The following is a 12,370-nucleotide window of genomic DNA, read 5'->3' as shown; positions in this document are numbered from 1 at the left end:
TGTGCCGGGAGTGAAACGAAACCGGCCCGGCGTCAGCTTCCCGCGGCGCGGCGCGGCGGCTCGGAGCGTGCGCCGGCCTCACCGTGCACCAGGCTGTACGGGTCCTGCGGATCCCCGCCCAGCGACTCCAGCGCCACCAGGGTGCCCAGGCCCATGCGCCGCGCGTGCTCCAACAGCAGGCGCGTCACCACGTGGTCCTCCAGCGCGTGGCCGGTGGAGTCGAACACCGTGTTGCGCTCGCGCCAGCCCTGGAACTCCTCCGGCTGCTGCACCACGGTGGCCAGGTCCGGGCCAATCTGATCCGGGTGGAGCTGCTGGCACTCGCCCTCCAGGCGCGCCTGGGCGGGGAAGTCCGGCACGACGAGGCTGCGGCGCAGCAGCGCCAGGGGCAGCTCCGCCTTGCCCGGCTGATCCGAGCCCACCGCGTTGACGTGCGCGTGCGGCTGGAGCGCGTGGCCGGAGATGACGGCCCCGGCCCCCGGGGCGACGGTGGTGGCGGTGCAGAGGATGTCCGCGCGCTGCTCCAGGTCCGGCAGCAGCGTGGGCCTCACGTCCAGCCCCAGGAACGCCACGCGCCGCACGAAGGAGCGCGCCGCGTCCGCGTCGATGTCGTGCACCAGCACCTGCTCCAGCCGGAACACGCGGCTGAGCGCGTGCAGCTGCGACACGGCCTGCGCGCCGCAGCCCACCAGCCCCAGCACCCGGCTGTCCGGAGACGCCAGGTAGCGGCTGGCCACCGCCGACGCGGCCCCGGTGCGCAGCGCCGTGGCGAACACGCCGTCCATCACCGCCACCAGGTGGCCCGTCTTCACGTCGTAGACGCTGTGGGACGCGACCAGCGTGGGCAGTCCCGAGTCCCCCCGGTTGCCAGGCAGGGAGGACGCCACCCGCACCGTCAGGCTGTCCCCGCGCCGCAGGGCCGGCATCCAGCCAATCACCCCGGACGGGCGCGGCTGGCTCACCACCTGGAAGCCCTCCCGCTTGGGGACCTGCAGGACGGATTCGTCCAGCTCCCGCAGCGCCACGGTGAGCGCCTGGATGAGTTCGTCCATCAGGACGTCCAGACCCACGCCCTCCACGAGCGCGCGCAGGTCAGGAGGGCCAAGCAGCAGGGTGAGAGGAGCCGGGTGAGTCATGTACGCGGAGTCTACGCCCCTGACAGGAATTGCAATGGGTCAGTTTTGAACACGAATTCCTGTCTCGCTGTGTCTTTTGGATACAGGTGCAGGGAACAACGCGAAGCGGGGGCGGTGTTGGAAGCAGGCGCTCGACGTCCGGCGGACCAGCGAAGCCCCGGCTGCCTGCCCGCCGCCCGAGCCGCTCCACCCCAACGCCCGAGTGAACGCCGCCTTGAAGCCCTCCGTTGCCAGGACGCCCGTGCTCACCGCCGTCTCCGACGAGCCCCGCCTCCCTCCCGTCGCCGATGAGGCTCGCGCCCGCATCCTGCTGGTGGATGACGTCCCCGCGAACCTGCTCGCCCTGGAGGGCATCCTGGAGCCTTTGGGCCAGCACCTGGTGTCCGTGCGCTCCGGCGACGAGGCGCTGAAGGCGCTGCTGTTGGACGAGTACGCGTGCGTGCTGATGGACGTGCAGATGCCGGGGCTGGACGGGCTGGAGACGGCGCGGCTCATCCGCACCCGCGAGCGCACGAAGCACCTGCCCATCCTCTTCATCACCGCGCTCAGCCGCGAGGCGGCCTACGTCACCCGCGGCTACGAGTACGGCGCGGTGGACTACCTGCTCAAGCCCGTGGATCCGGACATCCTGCGCGCCAAGGTGTCGGTGTTCGTGGAGCTGTACCTGCGCGGGGAGAAGCTGCGGCGGCAGGCGCTGGAGCTGGCGGAGCGCCGGCGCGTGGAGGAGGAGCTGCAGCGCGCGACGGAGCTGGAGCAGCAGCTGGTGGGAATCGTGGGACACGACATCCGCACGCCGCTGGCGGCCATCCTCACCACCGCCAACGCCCAGCTGTCCCGCGAGGTGCTGCCGGACGCGCAGCGCAAGGCGTTCGAGCGTGTGGCGCGGGGCGGGGAGCGCATCCAGCGCATCGTGGATCAGCTGCTGGACTTCACCCGCGCGCGCGTGGGCGGCGGCATCCCGGTGGTGCCGGGCGCTGGCGACCTCAACGAGCTGTGCCGCAAGGTCACGGACGAGCTGCGCGCGGCGAGGCCCGAGCGCGCCATCCACTGCGACTTCGCCCACGACAGCCTCCCGGGCGTCTGGGACCTGGACCGGCTGGCGCAGGTGGTGGCCAACCTGCTGGACAACGCGCTCAAGTACAGCCCGAGCGACACCCCCGTGCGCCTGCGCACGTACGAGCAGGGCGTGGACACCGTCTACCTGGAGGTCCAGAACGCCGGGGCCCCCATCCCCGCGCACGTGCTGCCCACGCTCTTCCAGCCCTTCCGCCGCGGCGACGGTCCGGGGCAGCGCGAGAGCCTGGGCCTGGGCCTCTACATCGCGCGCAGCATCGTGGAGGCTCACGGCGGCACCCTCCGGGTGGAATCAGCCCCGGAGGTGGGTACGGTTTTCTCCCTCTGCCTGCCACGTCAGGCTTTGGCGGACGGGCGCGCGCATTCTCCCTGTGGAAGCTTCGCTGCACCGATGACGGCCTGAAACACAAGGCCTGTCGCGTCACGGGCAATGCATTGCAGTGATGGCTGATTCCTCCACCTGAAAGCCATACAACAATCCGTCCACATCAAAACCTCTCATTACATGAGGCAGGTATGTGGAGGGTTTGCTACAATGCCAGACGTCCGGGAGGTGATCCGTCCGGACGCAAGAGTGTCCGCTTTGGGGAGGGTGCGCGACAATGAACGACAACTCGACGTGGATTCCCGTGGATGGAAGCGACCCGATTCGTGCGTGGGTGCGACGCCCCGCCTCTGGGACGGGTCCCGGCCTGCTGCTGCTGATGGTGGAGGCGTTCGAGGGAAACGCCCACCTGAAGCTGATGGCCGAGCGATTCAGTGAAGAGGGCTACGTGGTGGTGGTGCCGGACCTCGCCTCCCGGGGTGAGCCGGAGGAGATGGACCTCAAGCCGGTGGTGGCGTGGACGCGCTCGCTGCCGGAGGTGGTGGGGCTGCGGGGCAAGAAGCAGGTCGGCGCGCTGGGCTATGGCCTGGGCGGGACGCTGGCCGCGCAGCTGGCGGTGCACGCGCACGTGGACTGCGCGGTGGCCTTCTGCGCGCCGGGCATGGAGGACGTGCTCGTGCAGGGCGGTGAGAACGCGGCGCCCGTGGTGCTCCACTACGCGGAGTGGGACGGCTTCGTGCCGCCGGCCGCGGTGGCGCGGGTGAAGCAGCACGTGGGCGTCGACGTGGAGCTCTACGTGTACCAGGGCGTGCGTCACGGCTTCTTCCGCGAGGGGTCCCCGGCCTACCACCGGCCCTCGCAGATGACGGCGCACACGCGCACGCTCGCGCTGCTCAAGCGGGTGATGGGGCCGCGCTACGACCTGGCCGCGCTGTGGGACAAGCACACGGAGCTGGAGTTCGCCGCGCGGGACGCGGACGCGACCATGAAGACCATGGTGTCGCACCCGTACGTCAACAGCGTGCCGGTGATGACGGGCGGTGTGGGCGCGGAGTACCTGCACCGCTTCTACGCGAACCACTTCGTGAACGCGAACCCCAAGGACACGAAGATGACCCTGCTGTCCCGCACCGTGGGTGCGGACCGCGTGGTGGACGAGTTCATCTTCAGCTTCACCCACGACATCGAGATGGACTGGATGCTCCCGGGCATCCCGCCCACCGGGAAGTACGTGGAGGCGGCCTTCGTGGCGGTGGTGAACTTCCGCGGCGACAAGCTCTACCACGAGCACATCTACTGGGATCAGGCGTCGGTGCTGGTGCAACTGGGCCTCATCGACCGCAAGGGCCTGCCCGTCACCGGCGGTGAGGCCGCGCGCAAGCTGCTGGATGAGACCCTCCCGTCCAACACCCTGATGGAGAAGTGGGACGAGAGCGCCCCCTCCAACCTCAAGGCCGGCTGACGCCGGGCTGACCCCCGCGCCCCGGGGTCATGTCTACCCAGGGCGCGGTGTCTGACTTTCAAGCGCTGGGATACGCGGAGCCATTGCGCCGGCTCCTCTGGAATGTCCACAATGCGCCACCTCACTGGATGGTCCAGGGGGGCTACGTTTCCCAGACTTCCTCTGGATTTGGCGCCGCTCCCGGATGCGACTCTCCCTGTCCCAGAAGCTCACGTTGGCGCCGCTGCTCGTGGCGCTGTTCTTCACGGCCCTCTTCTTCGGCTACCTCATCCCGCGCGTCAGCGCCGCCTTCGAGGCGCAGGGACGGGACGTCGGCGGGGCGCTGCCCGCGGCGCTGGCGGCCACGCTGCCCGCGGCGATGCCGGGGGGCCAGACGGAGTCGCTCCAGTCGGTGCTGGACCAGGTGGCGCGCCACCACCAGGTGGCCTACCTGGCCGTCTTCGACGGGTCCGGTCAGCTGCGCGCGGTGGCGGGCGAGTACGCCCCGGCGATGCGCGAGCTGCGCGACCGGCTGGCGCGCGCGCAGGGTGAGGCCACGTTCTACGTGCGGGACGCGGAGCTGCTGGACGTGAGCTCACGCTTCGCGAACGGGGCGGGCAGCGTGCACGTGGGCTTCAACCGCACGGCGGCGCGCGCGCAGGTGAAGGCCATCACCACGGGGGTGAGCGTGGTGATGCTGCTGGCGCTCGCGGCGTTCGTGGCGGTGTGCATCATGCTGGCGCGCCGGGTGGCGGCGCCGCTGGTGCAGCTGACGGAGGCCGCCCAGCGCATCGCGGAGCACGGCGACCTGCGCGAGACGGTCCGCGTGGAGGGCACGGACGAGGTGGCCCAGCTGTCGAAGGCCTTCTCGCTGATGACGTCGAAGGTGAAGGACCTGCTGCAGCAGCTTCAGGCGTCGTCGGACCTCTTGCGCGGCTCGGTGGACCACCTGAACGACTCCGCGGGCCGGCAGAACGAGATGGTGTCCCGCCACGCCGCCGCGCTGCAGGAGACGCAGGTGACGGCGCAGGAGATCCGCCAGACGTCCGTGGTGGCGTCCCGCGCGGCGGAGACGGTCATCGACGTGGCGGAGCGCGCGGAGGTGCTGGGCAAGACGGGCGAGATCGCCATCACGGAGAGCATCGAGGGCATGGTGGCCCTGCGCGCCCAGGTGGAGCAGATCGCCGAGCGCATCATGGCGCTGGGCGAGCGCACCGAGCAGATCTCCGGCATCACGGAGACGGTGAAGGACCTGGCGGACCAGTCCCACCTGCTGGCGGTGAACGCGGCCATCGAGGCGGCGCGCTCCGGGGAGCACGGCAAGGGCTTCGCGGTGGTGGCCCGGGAGATCCGCGGCCTGGCGGACCAGTCCATCCGCGCGACGAACCAGGTGCGCGGCATCCTGGCGGACATCAGCACCGCCATCTTCGCCACGGTCGAAATCACCGCCGCGGGCACGCAGCGCATGGAGACGGGCCTGGCCCAGGTGCGCACGTCCGGGGACACACTGCGCCAGCTGTCCTCCATCGTGCGCGACAGCGTGGTGTCCGCCCGTCAGATCTCCAATACGGTGAACCAGCAGGCCACCGGCATCGAGCAGATCTTCACCGCCGTGAACGAGCTCAACACGGTGATGGGCGACACGGTGAAGCGCATCTCCACCACCAGCGAGTCCGCCGTGTCGCTCAAGCTCCTGTCGGAGCGCGTGGCGGCGATGGTGCGCGACTACCGGCTGTAACCGCGCGGGGGCGGGGCAGGAACCGCTCCACCACCTGGGCCACGGTGCGCGTGGTGGCGGCGCCGGGTTCGTTCACCCGGGCCGCGAGGAAGGCGGCGCCCAGCCGCGCCACCGACGACACGACGAAGAGCACGTGCAGGTTCACCCACAGGTGGCCGCCCAGCATGAACTGCTGGGGCACCTGCGCCGCCAGCGCCCCGCCCAGGGCCGCGGCCGCCGCGTAGGCCAGCCCGCCCGCGGTGGCGAACGCCGCCAGGTAGAAGGGCCGGCCCCGGCGCGGCGCCACCGTGAGGGGCAGCGCGAAGATGGCCAGGCCGTGGCCGCTCCACAGCGAGCCCGCCAGGAGCACGTCGAACAAGAGCGGCCAGAGCGTCCCCGCCGAGGGCAAGAGCCACAGCATGGGGATGGCGCTGATGCCCAGCGAGCAGCACATCAGCACGGGCTGTGCGCCCAGCCGGTCGATGGCGCGGCCCCACAGGGGCGCCGTCAGCACGCGCACCCCCGCCACCGCCGCCGCGTGCAGCGCCATGATGACGAAGGTCATCTTGAGGTTCTGCAGGCTGTGCAGCGCGAAGAAGGGCGCGGACACGCCCACCGCCGCGTTCCACGCCACCTGATACAGCAGCACCCGGCGCGCGCCGTCGTCCTTCCACGGCAGGAGCGCCGCCTTGAGCTCCAGCTTCGGCGCGCTGCCCGGGGGCGCGGGGTCATGCTGCGCGGCCATCATCAGCGTGGTGACGACGCCCATGACGCACGCGGCGAGCGCCAGCAGCGGCAGCGCCAGGCCCACCCCGTCCAGCCCCTTGAGCCGGTCCATCAGCAGGCCCGCGGTGAGCGACGCGGCGGTGCCCATCAGCGTGGTGAGCGCGGTGCGCTTGCCGAAGAAGCGGCCCCGCACGGCGCTGGGGACCAGCTCCCCCATCCACGCCACCCAGGCGTTGTTGCCCACCACGGCCAGCAGCGCGGAGGCCCCCGCCACGGCGAGCAGCAGGTGCTGCTGCCCCTCCAGCGACAGGCCCAGCCACGGAATCAGGGCCATGGGCAGGAGCGCGAGCCGCGACAGGCACACCGCCGTCAGCGCCACGCGCCGGTGGCCGAAACACAGGGTGAGCCACGCGGCGGGGAACTGCACGAACTGCGCGAAGAACGGCAGCGCCGTCATCACGCCCACGAGGAAGGGCCCCAGCTTCAGCGCGATGGCCCACGCGGTGAGGACGGTGGGACCCGCGCACGCGGTGAACACCTCCGCGAACATCCCCTCCACGACGGACACCCGCAGGGACGCGCGGAGCCGCTTGTGGAGGGGCGGGCCCTGGCGACCGTCCGGGGGAGGGGGGGCTCCCAGCAGGGGCGCGGACGAGCCGGGCAGTGAGGCGCCAGGGCGGAAGAGGGGGACGCCGGTGGCGAGGGAAGCGAAGCTCTGGACGAGGCGACGGCGGAGGGCGGCGGACACTGGGATTCGTTTCCCATGGCCGCGCATTCCCTCTCAATCGGACCCCAAAGCGTCCGCCAGGGCCGGCCGGACACCAACCGGGCTTATCCCCTGCGTTCGACGCACTGTCCGCCCGCCTGGTGGGCAGAAGGGATTCAGGTGCAGTTCACGCGGTCTTGAACTATATGAACGGCCCGGAAGGAGACCGCGCACATGGATGTCGCTCACGAGCTGACGGAGTTTCTGGGGCAGGTGGAGCAGCGTCTGACCGAATTGCTCGCGGATGGCGACGTCGGGCCGGACGTGAAGGGCGACACGCTGATGGATGCGGCGCGCCACCTGTGCCTGGGCGCCGGGGGCAAGCGGGCGCGCCCCATGCTCGTCCGCCTGTTCGGCAGCGTCGTGGGTGTGCCGGCCGCGCGGCTGGTGGACGTGGGCGTGGCGGCGGAGATGATCCACTCGGCCAGCCTGCTGCATGACGACGTGGTGGACGCGGGCATGTTCCGCCGCGGGCGCCCGACGGTGAACGCGCGCTGGGGCAACATCGTCGCGGTGATGAGCGGCGACCTCATCCTGTCCACGGCGCTGTCGCGGCTGTCCATGCTGGACGCGCGCCTGGTGCAGAGCGGCCTGGCCATCGTCACGGAGATGACCCGCGCGGCCATCGCGGAGGTGGAGGCGCGCGGCGACCTGAACCTGCCGCTCACGCGGCTGCGCTACATCGCCGAGGGCAAGACGGGCTCGCTGTTCGGCTGGTGCGGCAAGGCGGCCGCGACGCTGGCGGATCAGCCGGAGGCGCAGGCCCGCTTCGACGCCTTTGGCCGGCACCTGGGCGTGGCGTTCCAGATCGCCGACGACATCCGCGACATCCTGGGCACGGACGTGGGCAAGCCCCGGTACGCGGACGTGCACTCGCGCACGCCGTCGCTGCCCATCCTGCTGGCGGTGTCGCGGGACGAGTCCCTGCGCCGCAAGCTCAAGGACGCGTGGGCGTTCTCCGTCATCACCCCGGAGCGCACCCGGGAGATTGGCGCCGCCATCGAGGCCACCGGCGCGGTGGAGGCGTCCATGGACATGATGAACGCGGAGATCGGCGCGGCGCTCGACAAGCTGGGGCCCTTCGCCAACGACGCCGCGGGTGCGGAGCTGATGAGCTGGGCGCACCGGTTGTCGGAGGGCATCGCGCAGCAGGTGAAGGGGCGCGCTGCGTGAAGGGCTACCTGTGGACAGGGGGGGATCCCGGGAGCCAGAAGACCCTCGCGCCGCCGGACAATGGGCGGCTGGCACCGTGGGAAGCCATCGCGGTGGAGGCGGTGGGCAACGTCATCGAGTTCTGGGGCTTCAAGCGCAACCAGGGCCGGGTGTGGGGCCTGCTGTACCTGCGGGGCGAGCCGCTGACCGCCGGTGAGATTGAACGCGAGCTGGACCTGTCCAAGGGCGGCGTGTCCATGCTGCTGCGCGACCTGGAGCACTGGGGCGTCGTCCAGCGGGTGCGCGTGCCGCAGGACACGGTGTGGCGCTACGCGGCGGAGACGGACCTGGTGCGGATGGTGACGCACGTGGTGGAGGAGCGCGAGGCGTCCTTCGTCACCCGCATCCGCGCGGACCTGTCGGAAGCGCGCCGGCTGGCGGAGGTCGCGGGCGGCGTGCAGCCGGAGAAGCTGCGGCGGTTGGAGCGCATGGCCGTCCTGGCCGAGCACGTGGAGCGCGCGCTGCGGCTGTTCATCAAGACGTCCCGCCTGGACGTGGGCGGGGTGCTGGGCGCGTTCCGCGACGGCGCCCTGTCGCGCAAGGGCGAGCGGTAGGCAAGACGAGGGCACACGCATGGATTCGCACTACGACCAGGTGATGAAGGCGCGCGAGCAGGCGGACGCGAACGCCCCCCGGCGCTACTTCGCGTACTCGACCATCCTGGACCGGGCCGCCTTCGACGAGTGGAAGCACCAGCACAGCTACGGCTTCTTCGAGCTGCCGGAGGGCCGGCTCGCGGAGGCGCTGGACGTGGACCTCGTCTACGACTTCCCGTCGCGCTGGTGGGGCGGCCGGGTGGCGGGCCTCACGGACGCGCCGGGGGCGCGGGTGTACGGCCGGCTCTTCGAGATTCCCGGCAAGGACTGGCCCATCGTCCAGCACAAGGAGGGCTTCGTCACCAGCATGTGCGTGGAGCGCACGGTGCGCGTGCGCGTGGAGGGCCAGGAGGTGGAGGCCACCGCGTTCGTGACCAACCCGCGCCGCGCCTCGTCGGACGGGCCGGTGAGCCCGCGCTTCGTGGAGGCGCTGGTGCGCGGCGCGAAGAGCGCCGGGCTGCCCGCGGACTACGTGGAGAAGCTGGCGCGCGGCGAGACGCGCTGACGGACTACGGCAGGCGGAGGGGCTCGATGCGGTAGAGCGCCCCGGCCTGGTCGTCGCTGACGATGAACGCCCGGCCCGGGGCCAGGGCCACGTCCACCGGCCGGCCCCAGATGCTCTGGTCGGGGTTGATGAAGCCGGTGACGACGTCCACCTCGGCCGTGGGCTGGTGGGTGGCCAGGTCCCACGGGAAGGCGGTGACCTTGTAGCCGGTCCGCACCGTGCGGTTCCACGAGCCGTGGTAGGCGACGAGCGCGCCGCGCTTCCACTCCGGGTTGAGCTCCCCGTCGTCGAAGAACGTCAGGCCCAGGGGCGCCGAGTGCGCCTGGATGCCCTGGTCCGTCCGGTCCAACGCCGCGCAGTCCGCCTTCGAGCCGTCCCGGTTCATGTCGTAGTCGCGGTCCAGGGGCATGTGCTTCAGGCCGCTGGCCGTGTCCGGGTTGGGGTTGCAGAAGGGCCAGCCGTAGTGGCCGCCCTGGCGCACGGAGGCGAGGGCCTCCGGCGGGTGGTTGTCCACGTACTCGGAAATCACCTGGCCGTACTGGCCGGTGTCGTCGTCGAACGGGTAGGGCGTGTTGTCGCGGTTGTTGACCGCCACCCACAGCGTGTCCGTGCCCGGCTCCCACGCCAGCCCCTCCGCGTTGCGCAGGCCCCTCGCGAACAGCTCGCGCGAGCCGCCGCTCCAGTCCCACCGGTAGATGGCGCCGCGCAGCGGGTCGCTGGTGGTGTCGCTCAGGCACACGTTGCAGGTGGACGCGATGGACACGTAGACGCGGTGCTGCGAGTCCACCGCGAGGTTCTTGAGCTCGTGGCCGTAGGCGCCCTGCAGCTCCGGCAGGGACGCGTCCGGCAGCCCGGAGACGACGGTCTCCACCGCGCCGCGCGCCGCCTCACCGGCCGTCCAGCGCGAGCGCGTGACGCGGTCCTTCTCCGACAGGAAGACCCACACCTGCCCGTCGCGCTCGTGGAAGACGAGGTCGTGGGGCCGCCCCAGTCCGCCCGCCCACTGCGTCACCTCCGGCGCCTGGCCCGCGCGGGGACGCACCTGCATCACCTTGCCCTGGCCGGGCACGGAGACGAGCAGGGTGCCCTCCGGCGAGAACGCGATGAAGCGTGCCCCCGGCACCCGCGCCCAGACCGACACCGTCATGCCTGATGGGATGTTCAGGGAGCGCGGCACGTCGAACGGCGCACCCCGCAGGCCCTCGGGGACCTGGACCTCCGTGGCCTGGAGCGTCCACCCGGGAGGCGGGCCGGCGTCCGGCGTCACGCCCGCGTCGCTGATGCCCGCGTCCACCACCACGCCCGAGTCCTGGGGAGCGGAGGGCTCGGGGGCGTTGGACCGGCAGCCGGACTGCAAGGACGCCAACCCCAGGAAGGTCGTCAGCACGAGTGGTAGCCGCATGGTCCCATCTTCCCAGCCGGGGGCTCCGAGGGAAGGTGAGCGGCCAAGGGCCCTGGATCCACTGAACGGAACCTGAACAAACCTTCAGCCAGTTTTCGCGGTCCTCCGGACGGCCCTGAACAAACCTTCAGCCAGTTTTGCCGTGCCGCGAAAGGGTCGTGCCTACATGAACACAAGAGCAGCTTCATGTCGACACATGAAACATTGATGCATTTAATGCATGCATTTGTCTTGCTTGTGATTGATTGTCTTTGTTTTTGATGTTTCATGTCTGTGATTGGAGTGTCGGGCGCTGGGCTCCGGATCAGAACGGCGCGGACCGGGCTTGACGGCGGAAGGGCGTTGTGGCCTCATGAATTTGATTTCGATAATCAAAATCAAATGGAGGTCGCGATGCTCGGTCAGGGATGCTGCAGGGCGGTGCTGGCGCGAGGCCCGTGCGCGGAGGTGACGCGGTGCAGCTGTGGGCACATCCACCTGGCGGTGGGGCCTGTCACCCTTCGCCTGGAGGAGGACGTCCTGCGCGCGCTGGGCCACACCCTGGTGGAGGCCATCCAGCAGTTGGAGGTGCCGCACGCGCCCTCGCACGAGGCCGAGGTGTCCGAGCCGCCGGCCCCCGCCGCCGCCCACGGGGCGCCCACCGGTGGGTGGAAGCAGTGAGCCTCCGGGGCACGCTGCGCTGGGGCGGCTTCGAGCGCTCCGCGAGGGACCGGCGCCTGCCGGCCACGGCCATGGCCTCCGTGGACTTCCCGTCCATGCAGCGGCTGTCGTCGCGGCTGGAGGAGGGGACGGGGATGGCGCGGCGCCAGGCGGAGCAGTCGACCTTCCTGGAGGCGCTCTTCCACGGCTCGTGGAACGGCGGCGTCTACGGCCAGTTCGTGCGGGCCCGTCACTACGTGAACCACCTGCGCCAGTTGCACGTCGTCTACGAGGCGCTGGAGTCCGTGCTGCCGGCGCTCAAGGACGGCCCGCTCGCGCGGGTGCTGCGGCTGCCGGAGCTGCGGCGGACCTCCGCGCTGGTGGCGGACCTGGACTGGTTCTGCGGCGACACGCGCACGAAGCCCTTCGCCTGCGCGGAGACGCGGCTGCACGCCGAGCGCATCCTCGAGGTGGCGGCGGAGGCCCCGCACCTGCTCATCGCCCATGCCTGGGCACGCTGCGTCCAGGACCTCTTCACCGCGCCCCAGCGCTCGGGGCTCATCGCGCGCGCGTTCGAGCTGGAGAACGGCCGGGGCACGGCCTTCTACAACGCGGTGTCCGCCGGAGAGCTGCTCGCCTTCCAGGCCCGGCTGACGGCCCGCCTGGACGAGGTGACGCTGACGGAGGGCGAGGCCCAGGAGGTGGTCCAGGAGGCGCGGCTGGCCTTCCGCATCCAGGCGCTCATCTGCGACGAGCTGGCGCGGGATGCGCCGGGGCTCGACGCGCCAGGCGGTAGCCCCGGGTAGGGTGGGCCGGAACCCACGCGGAGGT

General features: G+C 71.1%; 11 protein-coding genes. 8 read left to right on the top strand and 3 right to left on the bottom strand.

Features of this window, described 5'->3' with window-relative positions:
- Positions 1 to 32: 32 nt before the first annotated feature.
- Positions 33 to 1,136: an ornithine cyclodeaminase family protein gene (locus JYK02_RS09825; protein WP_207050644.1), complete on the bottom strand. Its 1,104-nt coding sequence runs from the start codon at positions 1,134 to 1,136 to the stop codon at positions 33 to 35.
- A 214-nt stretch (positions 1,137 to 1,350) separates the two neighbouring features.
- Here JYK02_RS09825 and JYK02_RS09820 point away from each other — a divergent pair, with 214 nt between their 5' ends.
- From JYK02_RS09820 to JYK02_RS09810, 3 genes are all read left to right on the top strand, one after another.
- Positions 1,351 to 2,613: a hybrid sensor histidine kinase/response regulator gene (locus JYK02_RS09820; protein WP_242588612.1), complete on the top strand. Its 1,263-nt coding sequence runs from the start codon at positions 1,351 to 1,353 to the stop codon at positions 2,611 to 2,613.
- Positions 2,614 to 2,812: 199 nt separating this feature from the next.
- Positions 2,813 to 3,997, top strand: coding sequence for a dienelactone hydrolase family protein (locus JYK02_RS09815; protein ID WP_207050643.1), 1,185 nt, complete (start codon positions 2,813 to 2,815; stop codon positions 3,995 to 3,997).
- A gap of 184 nt (positions 3,998 to 4,181) precedes the next feature.
- Positions 4,182 to 5,714: a methyl-accepting chemotaxis protein gene (locus JYK02_RS09810; RefSeq protein WP_207050642.1), complete on the top strand. Its 1,533-nt coding sequence runs from the start codon at positions 4,182 to 4,184 to the stop codon at positions 5,712 to 5,714.
- On the opposite strand, the gene JYK02_RS09805 is transcribed toward JYK02_RS09810, so the two are convergent.
- Positions 5,662 to 7,194 carry an MFS transporter gene (locus JYK02_RS09805; protein WP_207050641.1) on the bottom strand — a complete coding sequence of 511 codons (1,533 nt, stop codon included), beginning with the start codon at positions 7,192 to 7,194 and terminating at the stop codon, positions 5,662 to 5,664. The two genes, JYK02_RS09810 and JYK02_RS09805, sit on opposite strands and share 53 nt — an antisense overlap.
- A 165-nt stretch (positions 7,195 to 7,359) precedes the next feature.
- Between JYK02_RS09805 and JYK02_RS09800 the strand changes: the two genes are divergently transcribed.
- The 3 genes from JYK02_RS09800 to JYK02_RS09790 are packed head-to-tail and all read left to right on the top strand — an operon-like array spanning position 7,360 to position 9,498.
- Positions 7,360 to 8,358: a polyprenyl synthetase family protein gene (locus tag JYK02_RS09800; RefSeq protein WP_207050640.1), complete on the top strand. Its 999-nt coding sequence runs from the start codon at positions 7,360 to 7,362 to the stop codon at positions 8,356 to 8,358.
- Positions 8,355 to 8,951: a MarR family transcriptional regulator gene (locus tag JYK02_RS09795; protein WP_207050639.1), complete on the top strand. Its 597-nt coding sequence runs from the start codon at positions 8,355 to 8,357 to the stop codon at positions 8,949 to 8,951. Before JYK02_RS09800 ends, JYK02_RS09795 begins: the two co-directional genes overlap by 4 nt.
- Positions 8,952 to 8,970: 19 nt before the next feature.
- A complete protein-coding gene (locus JYK02_RS09790; protein ID WP_207050638.1) occupies positions 8,971 to 9,498 on the top strand; it encodes a gamma-glutamylcyclotransferase in 528 nt (175 codons plus the stop codon).
- Positions 9,499 to 9,502: 4 nt separating this feature from the next.
- On the opposite strand, the gene JYK02_RS09785 is transcribed toward JYK02_RS09790, so the two are convergent.
- The gene (locus JYK02_RS09785) at positions 9,503 to 10,900 is read right to left on the bottom strand and encodes a PQQ-dependent sugar dehydrogenase (RefSeq protein ID WP_207050637.1); all 1,398 of its coding nucleotides are present in this window, start codon (positions 10,898 to 10,900) and stop codon (positions 9,503 to 9,505) included.
- A 393-nt stretch (positions 10,901 to 11,293) separates the two neighbouring features.
- Between JYK02_RS09785 and JYK02_RS09780 the strand changes: the two genes are divergently transcribed.
- The gene (locus JYK02_RS09780; protein WP_207050636.1) at positions 11,294 to 11,560 is read left to right on the top strand and encodes a hypothetical protein; all 267 of its coding nucleotides are present in this window, start codon (positions 11,294 to 11,296) and stop codon (positions 11,558 to 11,560) included.
- Positions 11,557 to 12,345: a biliverdin-producing heme oxygenase gene (locus tag JYK02_RS09775; RefSeq protein ID WP_207050635.1), complete on the top strand. Its 789-nt coding sequence runs from the start codon at positions 11,557 to 11,559 to the stop codon at positions 12,343 to 12,345. The genes JYK02_RS09780 and JYK02_RS09775 overlap by 4 nt, the downstream gene beginning before the upstream one ends.
- Positions 12,346 to 12,370 lie beyond the last annotated feature (25 nt).

Origin of the sequence: Corallococcus macrosporus (assembly GCF_017302985.1) — a bacterium.
Classification (GTDB): domain Bacteria; phylum Myxococcota; class Myxococcia; order Myxococcales; family Myxococcaceae; genus Corallococcus; species Corallococcus macrosporus_A.
This window is presented reverse-complemented; position numbering and strand designations above follow the sequence as displayed.